The following is an 18780-nucleotide window of genomic DNA, read 5'->3' as shown; positions in this document are numbered from 1 at the left end:
GAACATCCTCTAATATGAATATACTTTTCGACTATCAAAGATATAGTAGTTTCCCTCTACTTTACCTGGCAACACCTCGGCTAATTGCGGTATAAACCATAGCTTGATTCTGCCTTCTACATTCCCCTCAATATAAGATGGGCTAGTATCCAGCCTGACATCTGTTTCCCTTGTTATTACGGCTTGTAATCTTCTTATCTTTTCATTATTGTAAGGCTCACTTGTAGACTTCATTGCCATAATAATTCTCAGAAACATTGACATATTCATTGGTATAGCTTTCCCCCCAAACGCTGAAAAAGGATTCCAATCCAGTTTAGAAGTATTGGTGAGTTGTATTAAATCATTGGCTGTAGTTGCTAACGCCGTGCCTAATGCTTTAAAAAAACCTAATGGTCCGGCGAAACCACCTTGTACAGCTTGTCCAATCAGGTTGCCCACAAATAAAATCAATGCAATGTCCTTTAAAAACATAAAATAATTCATGCCAGCTATATTATAACCATAAGTGATATATTGTGCTTTCTTGGTAGAAAATGCATAAGATTCCGCACTAGCTAATTTATAAGGCTCCTTCGATCCATAATTCGCCATTATATATTCATTAATATACAATTCATTACGAACAGAGGTAGGAAAACCTTGCATAAATTCAACAAATTCTTTAAATCGCGTAAATGCGTCTTCAATAAATTGTAAGCGGCTGGGCTCTTCAGCATCTCCACCTTGACCTGTGACTCCGTTATACTCTGTGACAATACTATCTAGCTCGGCATACAATTGATTATCACCTGATATTTGATTTTTAATATCATTGTACTTGTTCAATTCCGCCCATAAACTGCCAAAGCTTTCATCTGCTGCTTCCTCTTCCGCTTTAATATCCACATTCTCCAATGCTTTTTTCACCTTATCATATTTTTGCATTTCGTCTTCTATTTTTTTCACTTGCTTTTTTTCCAGATTACCTAATTTACTTTCTATCGACTGGATGATTGCATCGGCAAGCTCTTTATTGCCGCCTTCTATCGCTACATAAAATGCTAAAAATAATTGACCCACACTGAATGTCCCCAAGTTATCTTGGTTCGGACTTCCTTCTAAAGATTTGTCAAATCGTATATCTTCATAGATTTGACCCTCATTATCCAGGATAGTGGTAAAAAATTCATCGTTTAATGTAAACTCCTCTAACTCTTCTAATGATTCGCTATCTCCCATTAATTCATTAATCTGATCATTATAATCTTTGGCTGTGCCACTTGCCGGATTACTTGTATCTCTATTAGAACCTACTAGATGCTCAGGTATGCCTGTATGATACATTTCTATATCAATCACACTTTTATAGGGTTTTGCTTTTACTCCATCTTCATAGTTTGTTATTTCCTGTTCTTCATCAGAGGTTAATTCTTCTTCACTTTCTTTTTTTTCCTTTAATTCCTGATACCTGTCAAGGTAGAAAACAAGCTGTTGAAACGTTTCGAGGTTTTCAGGTATGGCTTCTTCATCTGAAGTTACTTTCTTACCAATAACCTCTGCTTCGATATCAGCTTTAATCAGTTTATTATAAGGAGTTAACTGTTCAATTGCTTTATCAATTTCTGCATTTCGTTTTTTCATTAAATCCAGAATCTCTTCATAGTTTTTCACTAGTTCTTCTGCTTTTTCCACATCTTCTAACGAAATATCATTATTTGTCAGTAACTCAAATAAATCTGTCCCCATTTGTACCGGCGCCTGGTACTTCATGCTCTCCACAATCTGATGCCTGAAAACATTATAATCAACCAGATTTCTTGACGTATCAAAGCTGGCTGTTGCATTGGTAATCGTTGGTCTGGATAAATTCTGTGTACCACTCAGGTCAGAGGAAGAATAAAACTGATTATTCATATATGTAGTAAAATCAGCTCCCGCATCCTCCCCACCATATGCAAATAAGCCGACACCTGCCAAGTCAGAACTAAACTGTGACATCGTAGAACGTAATGCAGTCTCCATTGCACTATCAATTTGACGTTCAGCACTGAGGATACGCAGCGTATCGATTAGCAGTGCATTCAGCAAAAAAATAGGCAAGATAATCATAATGGCATAAATCGAAACAGATCCATTATCCTTAAAAAACAACCGTTTTATTTTCTTTTTCAAATTATTCACCACCAAAGAACTTCTTAATGGAATTAACTGCATCACCTACTGCTCCGCCTTTGCCAAACTCACTCCATAAATACTTGGCAAAATTAGCTGTCCTAACTAATTCAGGAGTTTCAGTAACCACATGGCTGGATGTTGCCTGGACCTTGCTGCCAATCATATTTTTTAGAAAAGAAGGAATAAATAAGCTAGATTCAGCTTTTACTTCTACCTCACTGTATATTAAAATATTGTTATAATTTACATTGAGAGAAATAGAACCATCGTATACTAGTGACTTATCCATTTTTTTTTCTATTAAACTTTCACCACTAAAACCACTCAAATTAAAAAAACCTAAAATATCGTTGTCAGTTACTCGCCAGTATAAACTGTCTCCAGCATGCTCTCCCTCTAACCCCGTGTACCTGGATTTCTCGAAGTCCCCAGTTTTTATGTCTTTATATGAGTTATTCCATGTATAAGCAAGTTCACTAGAAACCTTATGTGCCATATAACCTGCTGTTCCCATTTGAAAAATAATAATACAGAAGAAAACTCCGATTAGGGTAAAGATTAAAAGAGCCGGAAAAACGAGGGTAGATTCAATCGTAAAGCTTCCCCGCTCTTCCTTGATAAAGGGCTTCATATTAGTTGCTCCCTTCATGCAAATGTTAATCAATGATTAACATTTATTTATTGTATTTCCTTTGCACTGAATTCCCATTCTGCACGAGTGGTAATTTGATCGGATTCAATACCAAATGCCAGATTATAATTATCTGCTTCCTCTATACGAAATACATAATCTCCTGTGATAGAGTCTTCAGGAGCTAATTCTCCTTCAAATAGTTCTATCCCGGAAACGTTTTGAAGAATTTCAGCATCTACAGGCGGTTTATACTCATTAGATCCTTGTACTCCAACGCCCGGTTCAAAAATAGCAGAGGCACTAAAGGATCTATCATCAATATTTTTTACCGTTACATTAGCAATCAGAAATTTGTTGTCGTATGATGGAACATTTCCAAGTTCATCTTGAAATTGTAACTCATTCACTGTCACTTCATACTTATACTTCTCCGATGAGCTTACAACGGTTGCTGTGTCACCGATATTCAATCCAAGCTGATGTTCGATATACGCATCATTACTGGATGATTCATCCTCTTCTTCTGTAGCGGCTTCATCAGCTGATTCTGATTCCGCACCCTCCTCCGAGGTATCTGTTTCGGTTTGCTCTGTATCAGCCGGCTCTGACTCTTCCGTTTGTTCATTGTCATTTGAACAAGCTGCCAGCAGCAAACCTGCGATTAACAATAATAGAACAGATATTCGTTTATTTTTAATCATTATGGGTCGGTCCTCCTCAGAAATTCATATGTAGCTAATTCAAATTTCTTTTCAGCTTATTATTTTCGATGGTAAAATGACTTATCTTTATAGAAAAGTGTCCCCTATGGAAAGCACATAGCTTGATTGAAAAAACTTGTTCAACCAAGCTAGTCTCCACTTAAATTAGTTCATAATTTCAGTATCAATATCGTTAAATAATTTATTTGCCCATTCCATAATTTTATCTTTAAACATAATTGCAATAACAATAAGTACAGATAAAATCAACAGGATTTCGATTGTTTCCAACCCTTCCTCATCATTCCAGAAATTTTTTAAAAATGTTGTTAACTGTTCCATCATAAATCTCTCCTTTTCTTTTTCTTAAAATACTGCTATTGCAGGATATATAACAATCAGAAGAACTGCGGCAAATATAAAAATAATTGGAAATACCAGCTTAGATGATGCTTCCTCACCTTTTATCCTTGTAACAGTTTTTCGTTTGTCCCATAGTGATACAGATAATTCATTTAATGATTGCACCAGCAGTGCTCCGCCTTTACGGTAATTCATCATCACGGTCGTCGTAAAAATTGACACTTCCTGAATACCACAGCGGTAATTGAGATCCTTCATAACCTCCTGGAAAGAGGTGTTTGCAGACATCTTATTCACAGCCTCATTCAGCTCAAAATATAATGGAGAATCATAAATCTGATTCTTCTTCTGATCGACACTTTTCTTCATCGCTCCCTGAACCGTTTCACCCGCATTTACCAGTAGGATAATTTTATTGACGAATTCCGGGAGTTCAATAATAATCGAATCCTTCCTTTGCTTCACTTTTTTATCCAAATCCTTCACCAGAAAGACGCTTACTACTATCATCAAGAGGAATCCATAAATCAGATTGCTGTTTCCCTCATCACTGATCTCTACTAAAACAAAGGTAAAAAAGAGCATCAGGTTAATTAAGGTAATCATCTTTGCTAAATAAATCTTCGTGAAATCTCCGGATAGTTTACTTCCCCGCAGAATAATCATTTTCTGGTGGATAGCATTGATTAATTTCGGCATCCGCTTATATAGGTTCAATCGATCAATAATTCCAAAAGCAAACGGCGCTAAGACTGGTAAAGTAATTTCATCTTTATATTGCTCAATAAAAGCAGAGTAGACCCTTTTGTTCCTTATTACGCCAAATAGCGTCACTACTACAATGACGAGAATAATGATTTTCAATGTCATAATCGCTGCTCCTTCCTTATCTGCTTACCGCTAAACCTTAATATCCATGATTTTCTGGCTGATTAACAAACTGCAGCCTACACAGATCAATACGACAGTCATAATAACAGGACCAGGTGTACCGAATTCATATAGAGGGGCTACAAAATCTGGCGATGACATTTTCAGAAATAAGGTAATACCCAAGGGGGCAACCGCCATTATTTTCGATTCAAACTTCTTCTGAGAAACCAAAACTTTGATATCCTGCTGTATCTCAATTTTATCGGTAATGATATCAGCCGTTCGTTTAATAATCTCTACTAAGTCGCCCCCTGTACGTTTACAAGTGATAAATACGTCAGAGAAATTTTTAATATCATCAACGTCTGAACGATTGGCAAAATCTGCAATAGCCCGTTCGACAATCTCTCCATTTTCTATTCTCCGATTAATCAGCTGAAATTCCTTAATGATGTAAGTATTTTCATCTGGATAAAGGAGCTTCAAGTCCCTTAATACATCACGGAAGGCATTCTCAATCGACTGCCCTGCCGCTAAAGAGGAGGCGAGAGAAGAAATAGCCTCTTTAAATTGCAAGCTGAGTTCATCCTTACGTTTATTTCTTAAATCCTTTTTCTTAAATCTCGGATAAAATATCCCGAAACACGCCGCTATGAACGAAATAATGAGATGATCATAGAAAAGATAAGAAATACCGAAAATCACAATACCCGCGATAAGGGAATACTTCACCTTCTCTTGAAAATTCATCTCATAAACAGCATAGTCAACCAGTGTCTCTCCACCGATATTTCGCTTCCGAATCGCTGCTATACTCTTCTCTCTTATTTCTCCTTCTTTCTTCTCCAGTTCCCTTTCCAGCTGTCTGGTCTTTCTCCCTTTGATTACACGACGTCCCACTAAGACACCTATCAGGATAACAATTACAACAGAGCCAATTATTTGTTCAATATTCATCCTTTGACCCACTTTCCATTACGCTTTGGCAAACTGCTCCACCACGTCATTCTTGCCTGCTAACTTCAATTTGTTGACAGACTGCAAAGCATGCTCTGTCTTTTTCAGTTTACCGATAATTTTACCGCGGTAGTCTTCACCTTCCTCTTCAAACACGTAAAGGGGGGCGGTAATAATTTCACCATTCTCCATCCCTAACACTTCCGAGATCTGTACGACTCTTCTGGAATGATCACGAAACCTTGTTAAGTGCACCATGATATCAATCGCAGAACTGATTTGTTTCCGAATCACATCAATCGGTAATTCGGCACCACTAAGTACCATTGTCTCTAAGCGGCTTAACATATCATTAATTGAGTTTGCATGACCAGTGGATAAGGACCCATCGTGACCAGTGTTCATAGCCTGCAGCATGTCCAACGCCTCTGCACCGCGAACCTCACCGACAATGATACGTGACGGCCTCATCCGCAATGACGCCTTGATTAAGTCACGAATCGTAACTTCTCCTTTTCCTTCCGTGTTTTTATTCCTTGTCTCCAAACTAACAAGATTGGGAATATTGACAATTTGCAATTCAGCGGAATCTTCAATAGAAATCAACCGCTCATCTTTCGGGATGAAATTTGATAAAACATTCAAGAAGGTTGTTTTTCCTGAACCAGTTCCTCCGCCAATGAAAATATTGTACCTGGCTTCCACTAACTGTTGCAGAAAATCGGCAACCTCTTCATCAAGGGCACCAAATCGGATCAAATCCTCAATCATTAATGGACGTTCCGGGAACTTACGGATTGTCATAGCCGGCCCTTTCAATGCAATCGGGGGCAGGACGACATTTACACGAGAGCCGTCCTCCAGCCTTGCATCTACAATAGGGCTTGACTCATTTACCACCCGGTTTACCTTTGATACAATGGTCTGAATCGTATCCTCCAGCTTCTGCCGGCTTTCAAATTTGACATTTGCATTGGAAACTTGACCATCCCGCTCAATAAAAATTTCCTCATGATTATTGATCATAATCTCTGTAATCGTGGGATCATCCAGGATGGGCTGTAACACGCCCAGCCCGCGAAAAGCATGATACATCCTATCGACAATACGCTTGATCATTTGCGAAGTCATCTGATGCTCCTTCGCATACTCTATGACGGTATCTTCCACCATTTCCAAAAGCTCTTCATTCGTGGTGGAATGCATAAAGTCTAAAACCTCACGCAATTTTTCAATCAATAAAGCAGTTATTTCATCCTCTGTCTGTGCAGCCTTCTCTTCTATTTGTTGATTATTCTGCTGCTCTTGATTACTAACCTTCAACGAGAGACACCTCCATATCGATGTCCATCTCCCCTGCAACGGATTGGAATAACTTCTCACCGATAATGGTATCTTCCAACATCTTGGTCTGTTCATTTTCCAACAGCCAGTGCGAATGAAATGGAATATGTATTTCAATACTGAAGTTATAGCTATTAAATCCGGCAAATGGGCTCGATCCAACTTTATTCAACACAAAATGAAGCCTATTGTTATCAATATGCTTGTCCAGGATATTTTGATTCAATTTATATTGTGATCTGGCAAAGCTATTCTGATCAGAGCTTAATAACCACACAATCTCATCACTGATCCGCATGGCAGCCTGGTTCCTCTCATGTAAAGAATCGTCCAGATCAACAATGATATAGTCATAACTTTGCGAATCCTTTAGGGCTTGAATGAGTAATTCTACTTCCTCACCCGTGATATGGTCCATTTCCTCCGGTAAGACCGGTAAGGAAAAATAATCAATGTTTGTTAAGCTGTCGGTAGATTTTAATGATTCAACTTTTGCTACTAATTTATTCATATTATTTTTCAGATAATAGAATACTTCCACAGAAGACTCCTTCTCTTCCTGAAAAAATAAATAAGTGCTATGTATTTGTTCTAAATTAAGATAGAAGGTTCGTTTACCCTGCTGTGTCAAATATTTTGCCAGACAAAGAGAAGTTAGTGTCTTGCCTGATCCAGCACTCCCGCTATAGAAGCTGATCACTTTCTCTTTTTGTTTCTTATTCATTAATGTACGAATCTTGCCATTTGCTTCGAGATATATCGCCAGCACCTGAGACAATGATTCCTTTAATGGCTGATATTTAAAAATACTTGTCTCGCCTTGAGTCGCCTCCTGACCATCCGATAGACGAATAACCATATCAAAATTGGCGCCGTCCTCCTCCGTCACCCGCATATCTGTTAACAAAATATGTTGCTTTTGGTTACGGATATGCCTACGAAACGCCTCAGAATCTGTATATATTTTCGCCGAAAATCTCATCCCGTTCTCAGGGTTTCTAACATAACTGGAAAAATATTCAGCATAAGATTGATCGGAAGTATACAGTACGAGATTAATTTTAAGCATCTTGCTCACCTTTTCTCTGCTTACTTTATTTTTTATTAAGAATACTAAATATCTTATATATTGTTAACCTTTTAAGAGAAAAACAGTTAATTGCTCCTATTTTTGGAATGTGCATTTATTTTGAATACAGGATACCTACTTCCGGCTCTCTTAAATAGCTTTTCATACGAACATTGTTAAAAATAAACGATAAGAATTAAACCCATTTTGAAGAAGCTTGATATAGTGGTTTTTGTTAAGAAAATGGTAGATCTACGAAGGAATGAAGGATCAAAAAATACGAAAAAGTAGTTCAAAAAGCAGAGCAAAAATGACAGTTTCGGAAAAACTGTTCCTACTGAAACGGTCTTGCTCTTTTGATAACCTTTATTAAAAAACAGTATATATAGGTACAAAACATGTCAAACCACAAGGGTGTTTAGCACGGTTAAATACCCACTTATTATTGGATTTATATTCCAATTAATCTATATAATAGATTTAAAATCGTACTAGAATTCATTGCTTCTGCTTTTCCAGTAAAAAATATGGCAGGTTAACGAATCTATGTTGACTTTCACCACAGGCATAAGTGCAACGCTTTCCATGGGGTGAATAATCGCAACCCCAGTCCCAATCCCGACTATACTTCTGTCTGTTCCTGCCTGCTTTCCAGTCAGCAAGTTTTCTTTATCACAGGGCACTCACACGTTATAGTTTTGGGCACTCAGGTTTTTGCTCTATACACAGTTATCCACATGTTAATATCTCACGAAAATCCTTTTATACCCAACCTAAGAAGCCAGCTCTTCCTGCAAATACAGTAAAAACTGGCTATCCTCACATCTAATAATCTATCTTCCTATTAAATTTGATACACATTCAAAACTGCTTTTGTTAAAATATCCACTCCTGTGACAAGTGCATCTTTATCAAAGGTCATCTCAGGGTGATGTAATCCAGGTCCTAAATCACAGCCCAACCCCAGCATGGTGGCTTTTAATCCCGGCTTTTTTACCGTATAAAAATGAAAGTCATCTCCACCAGGCGTCAAGAGAGGCTCTACAATATTCTCTTCACCAAGTACCTCTGTCACCGCTGTACGCATAAAGCTTGTTGCTTCCTCATTTGTTTCCGCAGCCGGTACGCCATGAAAGTCAATCACATCAATGTCCACATCATAAAGGTTTCGCACAGACTCCAGAATACCATCTACTTTTTTCACCAGAAGCCCCATCACTTCATTGGATTGCGCACGTAAATCCAAACTGAAGGATGCATTGCCCGGGATAATATTCGAGCTTTTCGCTCCTGCCTGGAATTTCGTCATTTTTGCTGAGTGGGGTACTCTCGGGTCCATATGAATTTGCCCCAGCATATTGACAATTTGCATGCCAATCTCGATTGCATTGTCATTCAAATGCGGACGTGCACCATGTGCATCCTCTCCTTTAATGATAGCCTCATATGTTGTGGTTGCACCATGGACAATAACTGGAGCGGCTTGCCCTGCCGCTACTTCCTGCTTCGGTCTGAGATGGACGCCAAACAGATAATCGACATCTTCTACAGCATGCTCTTCTACCATTTTCAGCGCACCGCTGCCTTCTTCCTCCGCCGGCTGATAAATAAACTTAATCGCTACTTTATCTTGTATTTCCGGCATTTGCTGTAATGTCCACAGCACACCTAATACCATGGACATATGCGCATCATGTCCGCAGGAATGGTTTGGCTGAAATTTACCATTCACTTCCTGCCAGAGTGCATCCATGTCTGCACGGACACCAACTACCGGCAGCCCTTTATCAAAGCTTCCAAGCTTTCCAATCACACCAGTGTGATCCGGAAATGTGATTGTTTCACAGCCTGCTGCTTCTAATTGTTCTTTTATATATTTCGTAGTCTCTACTTCTTCCCAGCTGATTTCTGCATGTGTATGTAAATGCCCGAAAGTTTCCAGTACACTTTTTTCTATATTTTTCCCCATTTGTCTTTCCCATCCTTTATTGAATAAGCCCTGTATTTTTTATCAGAAACATGACCAATTTCCTCATAAAATAGCTGATTATCTAATCTACTGATGCTCTGTTTTTACCTCTAGCCACCTTTCTTCTTACATATTATTTCCCTGCCAAAAACCAAGGAAATAGTTTACATTTTTTTAAGTATTCTTATTATTTCATATTGATTTGAAGTATAAACTCTTATATAATCAATTTCAAGTTTAAGATTTTCAAAGAAAGAAGGATTCTATGCCACAAGAAGAAAGAACTAGGCAAAAAAAGAAATTTCAACTTCCTGATGCATATGTGATCTTATTTATCATTTTATTACTTGCAGCAATTCTTACATATATCATTCCCGCAGGTAGTTACGAAAGAGAAGCAACGGAAGATGGAATTGATGTCATTGTCCCGGACAGCTATAGTCAAATAGATCAGCAACCGGTCAACTTTATTGATTTATTCAGCTCAATTCAAGAAGGACTGATTGGCGGTGCAGGGCTAATTTTTCTCGTACTGACTATCGGAGGAACTTTCGCTGTTATTGAAAAAACAGGTGCAATTGATAACCTTATTCTCAAAACAATTAAGCGTACACAAAATCGAGAATGGCTCTTAATTTTAATGGTCGCTGGTCTCTTTTCAATTTTTGGCGGACTCGGAATTATCGCCAACGCTTCCATTGCATTTATCCCAATTGGAATTATTCTAGCAAGAGCGATGAAGATGGATGCTATTGTCGGCGTCTCAATTATTTATTTAGGAGCATACTCTGGTTTTGCAATCGGATTCTTAGACCCGCAAACAACAGGTTTTGCACAGCAAATTGCACAGCTCCCACTATTTTCAGGGCTCGCCTTAAGAATTATTCTGTATGTCATTGTTGTCGGTGCAACCATTGCCTATATTATCTGGTATGCCAACCGTGTTAAAAATGACCCGCAAAAAAGTATTCTGAGCGGGAATCCCTTTCCGAGAATTGAGGAAAATTCCATGGATGACGCTGATGGAAAGTTAACGCCGACACATCTCGCTGTATTACTCGTACTGATAGCTGGTATTGCTATTTATGTTTATGGCGTTTTCGAATGGGGTTGGGATATCAATCAAATGGCTGGTATTTTTGTTGCATTGGCAGTTGTTACCTCACTTATTGCCAAAATAGGTGCTAACCAGATGGTGGAAGAGTTTATGAACGGTGCAAAAAGAGTACTGTATGGCGCTTTAATTATCGGTATGGCCCGTTCGATTGTTGTCATTCTGGAAAATGGACAGGTGCTTGATACCGTTGTACATGGAATGGCTATTGCTTTAGAACCTTTTTCCAGTGTAATGGGGGCAATTGCGATGTTTATTGGGAATGGTCTATTTAACCTCGTCGTTACTTCTGGAAGCGGTCAGGCGGCCATTGTTATGCCAATTATGACGCCGCTTGCTGATCTAATGGATATTCCGCGTCAGGTTGCTGTACAGGCTTATACACTTGGGGACGGATTTACGAATATTATTACGCCGCTGTCCGGTGTATTAATGGCGAATCTGGCAATCGCCGGGATTCCTTGGGCGAAGTGGTTGAAGTTTGCACTGCCGCTTGTGGGGATTTGGTATATTATTGGTATTATCTTTATAGTGATTACGGTTCTGATTAATTGGGGACCAATGTGATTAAGTGGAGATTTTTTAAATAAATAATATGTAAAGCGAGGAGATCTGCTGAAGTATAGCTCTCCTCGCTTTATTTTTGTAAAACATGAGGGTATCTTCATTTGCTATGTCTTCTATTAAAAAGGATGCACTTTAGAAAAAAATTTTTCAATCATTTAGAAATCCATATAGCAAGGGAGACATAGTGAAAATTATATTGACAACAGTATATTATATTGATAAATTAATTTTATGAATCACGGACAAAGAAACAGTTCCAAACATAAAACGTTCGGATTTCACGAATAAGTAAGTGCACCAAGAGAGGAGTTTATCGGTTGAAAGGCAAAATGACAGAAAAATTATTTAAATTAGATGCTAATCAAACAAATGTCCGTACAGAGTTTATAGCAGGACTAACTGTGTTTATGACAATGTTGTACGTATTGATTATAGTACCAGGAATGTTAGAGGAAGCAGGAATGCCAAAAGGTCCTGTGACGGTTTCCGTTATTCTGATGACTGGTATCATTACAATAATAATGGGGCTCTACAGTAACAGACCTTTTGCACTTGCGCCAGGTCTCGGGTCTGTAGCCTTTCTCGCTATAACCCTGGCTGCTGCAGAAGGAATTCCATGGCAAGTGGGCATGGGAATGGTTTTTATTTCTGGGGTGATATTTGTTCTATTTACAGTATTAGGGCTGCGACAGCTTATTGTAAAATTAATGCCTCCTGCAATTAAACTATCCATTGGTGCAGGTGTAGGTTTATTTATTGCCTTAATCGGATTTCGTAATGCTGGCCTTGTTGTAGCAAGCGAAGATGCCAATGCACTTCAGCTTGGGGATATTGGATCACCAAATGCGATTTTAGCCTTAATCGGATTTTTAATTATGAGTGTGCTGCTGGCACGGAACGTTCGCGGCCATTTATTAATTGGTATGGTCATTGTCACAATTATTGGTATACCGATGGGAGTTACAACGATCCCGGATAAGATTTTTTCTTTACCGGAAAGTGTCGCTCCAATTGCGTTTGAACTAGATATTATGGGAGCATTAAAATGGGCATACTTTCCATTAATCCTGGCTTTTTTTATACCGGATTTTTTCTCCAGCTTAGGTACAATGCTGGGTGTTGGCAGTAAAGGAAACATGCTGGATAAGAACGGAAATCTCCCAAATATTGATAAACCTTTTTCTGTCGATGCTGGTGGTACGGTGCTTGGTTCTCTGTTCTCTGTACCAGTCATGACAACGTATGTTGAATCAGCGGCTGGAGTAGAAGCAGGTGGACGAACTGGATTAACTTCAGTTACTACAGGAATCTTATTCTTATTAACGTTATTTATTACGCCAATTATTATGATTATACCTACAGAAGCTACTGCTCCAGCCTTAATATTAGTTGGCTTGACAATGCTGTCCGCTGTACGCAATATAGATTTCAGTGATATAACGGAATCTTTGCCGGCATTTATGACGATCGTTATAACTATCTTTACCTTTAACTTCGGAAATGGAATTGCTGCCGGAATTATCATCTTTGTTATACTTAAACTTCTTTCCGGAAGACACAGAGAATTACATTGGGGTTTATATATTTTATTGATACCGTTAGTTTTATATTTCATATCGTTAGCAAATTAATCTATTATTTTGGGAGGTTATCGTTTGTTTACAAGAGAACAAATTGTATCTGCAGCAAGAGGCGATACAAATATGGATATAGTCATACGTGAAGCAAATCTGGTGAATGTATTTACTGCAGAAATATACAAAGCAGACATTGGTGTGAAAGAAAACCGCTTTGCAGCTGTAGCACCGTATAAGGATAATAAGCCTTCTTTCCAGATAAACGGAGATAAGGAATTTGATGCGAAAGGGAAATATGCGATTCCGGGATTAATCGATTGTCACGTTCATATTGAAAGTACAATGATTACGCCAGACATGTTTGCCCGGGCAGTCCTCAGACATGGGACAACCGTCGCTGTCATTGATCCACATGAAATCGGAAATGTAATGGGTATAGAAGGGGTAAAATACATGATAGATGCGAGTAAGGATTTACCTGTAGATATTCTTACTACTATTCCGTCTTGTGTACCTGCAGTTCCTGATTTAGAAACAGCGGGAGCTGAGTTTCACCCGGAGGATATTGAAGAAATGCTGCATTTACCTAATGTCGTCGGCATTGCTGAATTAATGGACTATGTTGGTGTCATCAAGCAGCACCCAAGAATGGCCGGGATTGTTCAAAAAGGATTAGAAGCAGGCGTGCGAAATGAAGGTCACCTGCCAAGAGTATATGGCAGTGACCTTGCTGCTTACTTAGCAGCCGGAGTGGATTCTGACCATGAAAGCCGGGCAACCGATGAAATTTTAGAAAAGCTGCGAGCTGGAATGCTTATTTATATCCGGGAATCGAGCATCAGCCAATTTGCTGATATTGCGGCAGAAGCCTGGAAAGAAGTACCTTATGTCAGCAATATCGCCATGTGTACGGATGATGTAGAACCAAATGATATGTTAAAAAATGGTCAAATGAACCGTGTTGTCAGACGTTGTATCGAAGAAGGCATCCCGGCACCTTTAGCAATTCGTTATGCATCATTGAACGGTGCAATACGCTATGGGTTAAGAGACCGCGGAGCAATTGCTGCCGGATATCGCGCTGATTTTTCGCTAGTTGATTCTATAGAAAAGATGGATGTCACAGATGTGTTTGTAGAAGGAAAGCAAATGGTGGCAAATGGAGAACTGACGGAGAAAATTACAAGCAGTGTACCTCCATTACTAAGAAATACCGTACAAATTCCAGCGTTAACAGAGGAAGATTTATGGATTAAGGCACCTTTTGAAACAGGCTCTGCAACCTTAAATACCATGGAGATGCAGCTTAATGGGACAACCGCAAAAGGAACCGTAGATGTTGACGTGGTAAACGGCATGATTCAGGAATTGCCTGATAATTATGCATTTGTAAGTGTCATCGGCAGACACGGTCAAAATAAAAAACCATTTGTAGGGGTCATTAAAAATTCCGGGCTTCGTCATGGAGCATATGCAACAACGATTGCTCATGACAGTCATAACTTAGTGGTAGCCGGCACAAATGCAAAGGATATGCTAATTGCTGTCAAACAACTTGAGAAGTCCGGCGGAGGACTCTGTCTTGTAAAGGATACAGAAGTACAGGCACAACTAGACCTTCCATTAGCAGGCTTGATGTCACCGGAACCGGTAGAGGAAATCGCTGTAAAAGTAGATCATTTTAATGAGATGGCGAAATCCATGGGAGTAAAAGTAGGAAGACGCTCTCCTGCAATGGCCTTTTCATCGCTCACACTAACTGTAATACCTGAAATTCGTATATCTGATGTAGGTTTAGTTGATGTGTATCATCAGGAGTTGCTTCCTTTGTTTGTAAAGGGGTAACTAGTGTCTAATTAAATTGCTAAGATAATTCAAGCTAGAAACTGCATTTATATAGCCCTTCAAAAAGTTTGATGCAAAGCTTTTTGAAGGGCTATATTCTGATCACAGAAATTCTATAAACAACCATTCACTGCTTAATTTATATAAATACCTCCATTAACATTAATCGTTTCTCCCGTAATAAAATCAGACATGGATGAGCCAAGTACAAACACAAAAGCTGAATAAATTTTGGAGCAAGTAATTAAAAGCTCTCTATACAGCAGATAGTTGTTCCTGGAATCCTATCTTCCATATAAAGAGCTTTATTCATTAAATTTTCACTTCTTAATTCTTTTTAAAAGTAGACGTGCCCAATGCTATTAGCTCCTGCTCTGTATTCTTCACCTGACATTCTATAATGCACGTACTCTTTTGCTCATATTTTATTTTAGAAATTGTCGTAATTACCCCTGACTGAACGGGTTTAATAAATCTTACTTCAAGCTGAATTGTCGATACTTTTTCTGCTTCAATACTTCTTGCAGCTATTCCCATAGGTGTATCAACTAATGATATGATAGCACCACCATGAAAAATTTTGGACATTTTCAAACTCTCAACGCATATCTAACTGAATAGCAGCAATCCTTGTTCCTCCTGCTATTAATATTAGCAGACTAATTCCAACCACTATTTAATTAACAAGATAGAAGCTATATTAATTTTTTTGCTGCATGACAGATTTAAATTCACATAGAAAATAGTTATTCACGTTATGAAACCTAAAAATAGCATTCTCAATCAATTAATAGCACTTTTTCTTTGCTATAATCCCGGCGCACTTGTTCCGGAATTTCATCCGAGATCAGATAACTAATATTTTCAATAGAGCTTACTATATGTTTACTTACTGTTCCAAACTTATCTTTCGTTAACATCGATAATACTTCTGTAGAAACGTCAATCATGCAACTCTTAATTTCTGCCTCTTGCATAGTCGGCACACTTACACCAGACTCAATATCTATATTATAAATTCCCATTATATACAGATCTGCCCGCATTTTACTTAATGATTGATAAGTTTCCACACCAACATTAATCATCGATTGTTTATAGAAAATCCCTCCCAGATTAATTACTTCAATATTTCGATGTTGAGATAAGGCAACTGCTATCGGAGGGCTATTTGTAATAATTGTTGCTCTAAAATCCTGAGGAATTTTGTTCACTAAAGTTAAGTTTGTCGTACTTCCATCAATAATAATTACCGATTCCTCTTTAAGGAAAGGCCAGGGTATCTACTATCCTTTAGGAATGCAACAAACCTTAGAAGCTGGTAAATCTATTTATTTCATGGTAGCTTCTAATCCCGGTCCTGGTCTTGGGTTGCTGTTGGCTTTCACGCTGTTCGGTGCCAAAACAGCAAGACGTACTGCTCCTGGAGCAATCATTATTCACTTCTTCGGCGGTATTCATGAATTGTACTTCCCTTATGTGCTCATGAGACCATTAACAATTATAGCTATGATTCTGGGCGGTGTATCTGGTATTATTACATTCCAGCTTTTTGATGCTGGCTTAGTAGCAGGACCAAGTCCCGGTTCTATTATTTCCTATCTGGCATTGACACCAAGAGGGAACTTCATTGGGGTAATCGCCGGTGTATTAGTTGCTACGATCGTATCATTCTTAGTAACTTCTTTCATCTTAAAATCAAGTAAATCAGAAAATGATGATGATAAACTGCAAGCATCTGTTGAGAAGTCGAAAGCAATGAAATCAGAAGGAAAAAATCTTCTAAATCAAAAAGAGGATACTTTAGAATCTGATAATGAAAACGCCAACACTTTTTCACCATTTAAGAAAATTTCGTTTGCATGTGATGCCGGTATGGGCAGCAGCGCCATGGGAGCAACAACATTCAAGCGTAAATTACAAAAAGCCGGAATTACAGATGTAGAAGTGAAAAACTATCGCATTGAGGACGCTCCTCAAGATAGTGAAGTAATTGTTGTTCATAAAGATTTAGTAGAAAGAACAAAAAATGCTCATCCAAATATACAAATTATATCATTAAACAGCTATCTTCAAGATCCTGTTCTCGATGAATTAATAGAGGAAGTTATCAAAAGAAATAGTTAATCAAACAACAGGGGCTGTTACACAATCGGGGAATCGATTGTGTAACAGCCCCTTTGTTATTTTAAGAGGTTATGCAAACCCTTTTCGGCAAATCGCAGCTCATGCCTGCTCTGTTCAAGCCCCTATACATCTTTATACTACTGCAACCTTATCTCTTAAAATTCCCTGCTATTTTCTCCACAAAATAATCCCCAACTTCAGAAGTACGATGCTTTCCGCCAAGGTCTGGCGTAAGTACCTTCTTTTCATCAATGATTTCTTTTATCGTATCGACAAGCCGCCTTCCCCATTCTGCCTCCCCAAAATGCTCCAGCATTTGTGCCACAGACCATATCGCCGCAATCGGGTTGGCAATTCCTTGACCGGCAATATCCGGTGCGGAGCCGTGGACTGGTTCAAACATAGAAGGATATTCCCTTTCCGGATTCACATTCGCTCCTGTTGCAAGCCCCATTCCACCAGTAATGGCAGCACCAATATCCGTTAAAATATCTCCAAATAAATTAGAGGTTACCACGATTTCAAAGCGTTCCGGATGCATCACAAAAAACATGCTCGCAGCATCGACTAAATAGGACTCTGTTCTCACATCCGGATATTCTTTTCCTACTTCCTCAAATACTTCATCCCAGAAAACCATCGAGTAATTGAGCGCATTTGCCTTACTGATGCTGGTCAATGATTTCTTCTGCTTACGCGCCTCCTCAAAAGCATACCGGATAATCCGCTCTGTTCCTTTACGGGAAAAAACACCGGTTTGCAAAACAACCTCTTCTTTCTTTCCTTTAAACAGCCAATCGCCAGCTCCGGCATACTCCCCTTCACTATTCTCCCGGATAACCAGAAAATCAATATCCTCTTCCGTTTTGTTTTTAATCGGGGACAGCTCTTGATTTAATAAACGGACTGGACGTAAATTCACATATTGATCAAAGCCTTTGCGAATTTTCAATAATAAATCCCAAAGTGAGATATGATCGGGAACACCAGGATATCCGACTGCCCCAAGATAAATCGCATCAAAATTCTTCAATTGTTCTATCCCGTCATCGGCCATCATCTTTTGGTGTTCTAAGTAATACTCACAGCCCCAGGGGAAACTTTCAAATTGAAAGGAAAGTCTGTCATCCAGCCTTTCTATTGTCTGTAATACCTTGACACCTTCTGCAACTACTTCCGGACCTATTCCGTCTCCCGGAACAAGTGCTACCTTCCATTCTTTCATTAATACTCCTCCACTCTATCGTTGATCAGTAAATTATGTAACTTTCATTTAACATATAGTTTGTCGATGAAAAAAGAGCTTAACTCATTTTTACTTTTTATTTCAGCTTGATATATTAGTATATTGTTTCGGGAAGGCGTTTACACAAAAGTACAATCGCTTACCTTTTATTGAGAGCAGGCAAGAATATTATTCTATGATACAAGAAGCAATATTTATAAACCTCAGCTGCTTTACTAAATAGAACTCAAAGCAGCT

16 protein-coding genes are annotated in these 18780 nt (G+C 38.6%); 4 read left to right on the top strand and 12 right to left on the bottom strand.

Going from position 1 to position 18780, the window contains the following annotated elements:
- Positions 1-9: 9 nt before the first annotated feature.
- From FLK20_RS13740 to FLK20_RS13700, 9 genes are all read right to left on the bottom strand, one after another.
- Positions 10-2199, bottom strand: coding sequence for a hypothetical protein (locus FLK20_RS13740; protein ID WP_152657164.1), 2190 nt, complete (start codon positions 2197-2199; stop codon positions 10-12).
- The gene (locus tag FLK20_RS13735; RefSeq protein ID WP_152657163.1) at positions 2156-2788 is read right to left on the bottom strand and encodes a TadE/TadG family type IV pilus assembly protein; all 633 of its coding nucleotides are present in this window, start codon (positions 2786-2788) and stop codon (positions 2156-2158) included. The genes FLK20_RS13740 and FLK20_RS13735 overlap by 44 nt, the downstream gene beginning before the upstream one ends.
- A gap of 47 nt (positions 2789-2835) precedes the next feature.
- The gene (locus FLK20_RS13730) at positions 2836-3492 is read right to left on the bottom strand and encodes a DUF4352 domain-containing protein (RefSeq protein ID WP_152657162.1); all 657 of its coding nucleotides are present in this window, start codon (positions 3490-3492) and stop codon (positions 2836-2838) included.
- A gap of 165 nt (positions 3493-3657) precedes the next feature.
- Positions 3658-3834, bottom strand: a complete 177-nt coding sequence (locus FLK20_RS13725) for a Flp1 family type IVb pilin (protein ID WP_152657161.1) — start codon at positions 3832-3834, stop codon at positions 3658-3660.
- Positions 3835-3858: 24 nt separating this feature from the next.
- Positions 3859-4725 carry a type II secretion system F family protein gene (locus FLK20_RS13720; protein ID WP_152657160.1) on the bottom strand — a complete coding sequence of 289 codons (867 nt, stop codon included), beginning with the start codon at positions 4723-4725 and terminating at the stop codon, positions 3859-3861.
- Positions 4726-4755: 30 nt separating this feature from the next.
- Positions 4756-5685 (bottom strand): type II secretion system F family protein, encoded by a 930-nt coding sequence (locus FLK20_RS13715; protein WP_152657159.1) that lies wholly within the window; start codon positions 5683-5685, stop codon positions 4756-4758.
- 18 nt (positions 5686-5703) lie between these two features.
- Positions 5704-6891 carry a TadA family conjugal transfer-associated ATPase gene (locus FLK20_RS13710; protein WP_227995059.1) on the bottom strand — a complete coding sequence of 396 codons (1188 nt, stop codon included), beginning with the start codon at positions 6889-6891 and terminating at the stop codon, positions 5704-5706.
- Between the two features lie 106 nt (positions 6892-6997).
- Complete coding sequence (locus FLK20_RS13705; RefSeq protein WP_152657157.1) at positions 6998-8098, bottom strand: AAA family ATPase; 1101 nt, start codon at positions 8096-8098, stop codon at positions 6998-7000.
- An 844-nt stretch (positions 8099-8942) separates the two neighbouring features.
- Positions 8943-10067: a M20 peptidase aminoacylase family protein gene (locus FLK20_RS13700; RefSeq protein ID WP_152657156.1), complete on the bottom strand. Its 1125-nt coding sequence runs from the start codon at positions 10065-10067 to the stop codon at positions 8943-8945.
- Between the two features lie 265 nt (positions 10068-10332).
- On the opposite strand from FLK20_RS13700, the gene FLK20_RS13695 reads away from it, so the two are divergent.
- From FLK20_RS13695 to ade, 3 genes are all read left to right on the top strand, one after another.
- On the top strand, positions 10333-11748 hold the full coding sequence (locus tag FLK20_RS13695; RefSeq protein ID WP_152657155.1) for a YfcC family protein: 1416 nt from the start codon (positions 10333-10335) through the stop codon (positions 11746-11748).
- A 317-nt stretch (positions 11749-12065) separates the two neighbouring features.
- Positions 12066-13379 carry an NCS2 family permease gene (locus tag FLK20_RS13690; RefSeq protein WP_227995053.1) on the top strand — a complete coding sequence of 438 codons (1314 nt, stop codon included), beginning with the start codon at positions 12066-12068 and terminating at the stop codon, positions 13377-13379.
- A gap of 24 nt (positions 13380-13403) precedes the next feature.
- Positions 13404-15170, top strand: coding sequence for an adenine deaminase (ade, locus tag FLK20_RS13685; RefSeq protein ID WP_152657154.1), 1767 nt, complete (start codon positions 13404-13406; stop codon positions 15168-15170).
- Positions 15171-15497: 327 nt separating this feature from the next.
- Here ade and FLK20_RS13675 read toward each other — a convergent pair whose 3' ends face one another.
- The gene (locus tag FLK20_RS13675) at positions 15498-15758 is read right to left on the bottom strand and encodes a PaaI family thioesterase (RefSeq protein WP_152657153.1); all 261 of its coding nucleotides are present in this window, start codon (positions 15756-15758) and stop codon (positions 15498-15500) included.
- Between the two features lie 191 nt (positions 15759-15949).
- On the bottom strand, positions 15950-16384 hold the full coding sequence (locus FLK20_RS13670; RefSeq protein WP_255473832.1) for a DeoR/GlpR family DNA-binding transcription regulator: 435 nt from the start codon (positions 16382-16384) through the stop codon (positions 15950-15952).
- Here FLK20_RS13670 and FLK20_RS13665 point away from each other — a divergent pair.
- A complete protein-coding gene (locus tag FLK20_RS13665; RefSeq protein ID WP_227995051.1) occupies positions 16377-17297 on the top strand; it encodes a PTS transporter subunit EIIC in 921 nt (306 codons plus the stop codon). The genes FLK20_RS13670 and FLK20_RS13665 overlap by 8 nt on opposite strands.
- Positions 17298-17445: 148 nt before the next feature.
- Here FLK20_RS13665 and FLK20_RS13660 read toward each other — a convergent pair whose 3' ends face one another.
- Entirely contained in the window at positions 17446-18522 is a 1077-nt protein-coding gene (locus FLK20_RS13660) for a tartrate dehydrogenase (protein ID WP_152657151.1), read from the bottom strand.
- Positions 18523-18780: the final 258 nt, after the last annotated feature.

Source organism: Oceanobacillus sp. CFH 90083 (genome assembly GCF_009389585.1).
GTDB lineage: Bacteria > Bacillota > Bacilli > Bacillales > Amphibacillaceae > Oceanobacillus.
The sequence above is the reverse complement of the archived record's forward strand: the minus strand, read 5'-3'. Positions and strand labels throughout refer to the sequence as shown.

Bases quoted from the DNA above. Each gene is read 5' to 3' on its own strand.
- FLK20_RS13715 (WP_152657159.1), bottom strand. From the start codon at position 5,685: ATGAATATTGAACAAATAATTGGCTCTGTTGTAATTGTTATCCTGATA.
- FLK20_RS13675 (WP_152657153.1), bottom strand. From the start codon at position 15,758: ATGTCCAAAATTTTTCATGGTGGTGCTATCATATCATTAGTTGATACA.
- FLK20_RS13730 (WP_152657162.1), bottom strand. From the start codon at position 3,492: ATGATTAAAAATAAACGAATATCTGTTCTATTATTGTTAATCGCAGGT.
- FLK20_RS13660 (WP_152657151.1), bottom strand. From the start codon at position 18,522: ATGAAAGAATGGAAGGTAGCACTTGTTCCGGGAGACGGAATAGGTCCG.
- FLK20_RS13695 (WP_152657155.1), top strand. From the start codon at position 10,333: ATGCCACAAGAAGAAAGAACTAGGCAAAAAAAGAAATTTCAACTTCCT.
- FLK20_RS13720 (WP_152657160.1), bottom strand. From the start codon at position 4,725: ATGACATTGAAAATCATTATTCTCGTCATTGTAGTAGTGACGCTATTT.
- FLK20_RS13710 (WP_227995059.1), bottom strand. From the start codon at position 6,891: ATGCATTCCACCACGAATGAAGAGCTTTTGGAAATGGTGGAAGATACC.
- FLK20_RS13725 (WP_152657161.1), bottom strand. From the start codon at position 3,834: ATGGAACAGTTAACAACATTTTTAAAAAATTTCTGGAATGATGAGGAA.
- FLK20_RS13700 (WP_152657156.1), bottom strand. From the start codon at position 10,067: ATGGGGAAAAATATAGAAAAAAGTGTACTGGAAACTTTCGGGCATTTA.
- FLK20_RS13735 (WP_152657163.1), bottom strand. From the start codon at position 2,788: ATGAAGCCCTTTATCAAGGAAGAGCGGGGAAGCTTTACGATTGAATCT.
- FLK20_RS13705 (WP_152657157.1), bottom strand. From the start codon at position 8,098: ATGCTTAAAATTAATCTCGTACTGTATACTTCCGATCAATCTTATGCT.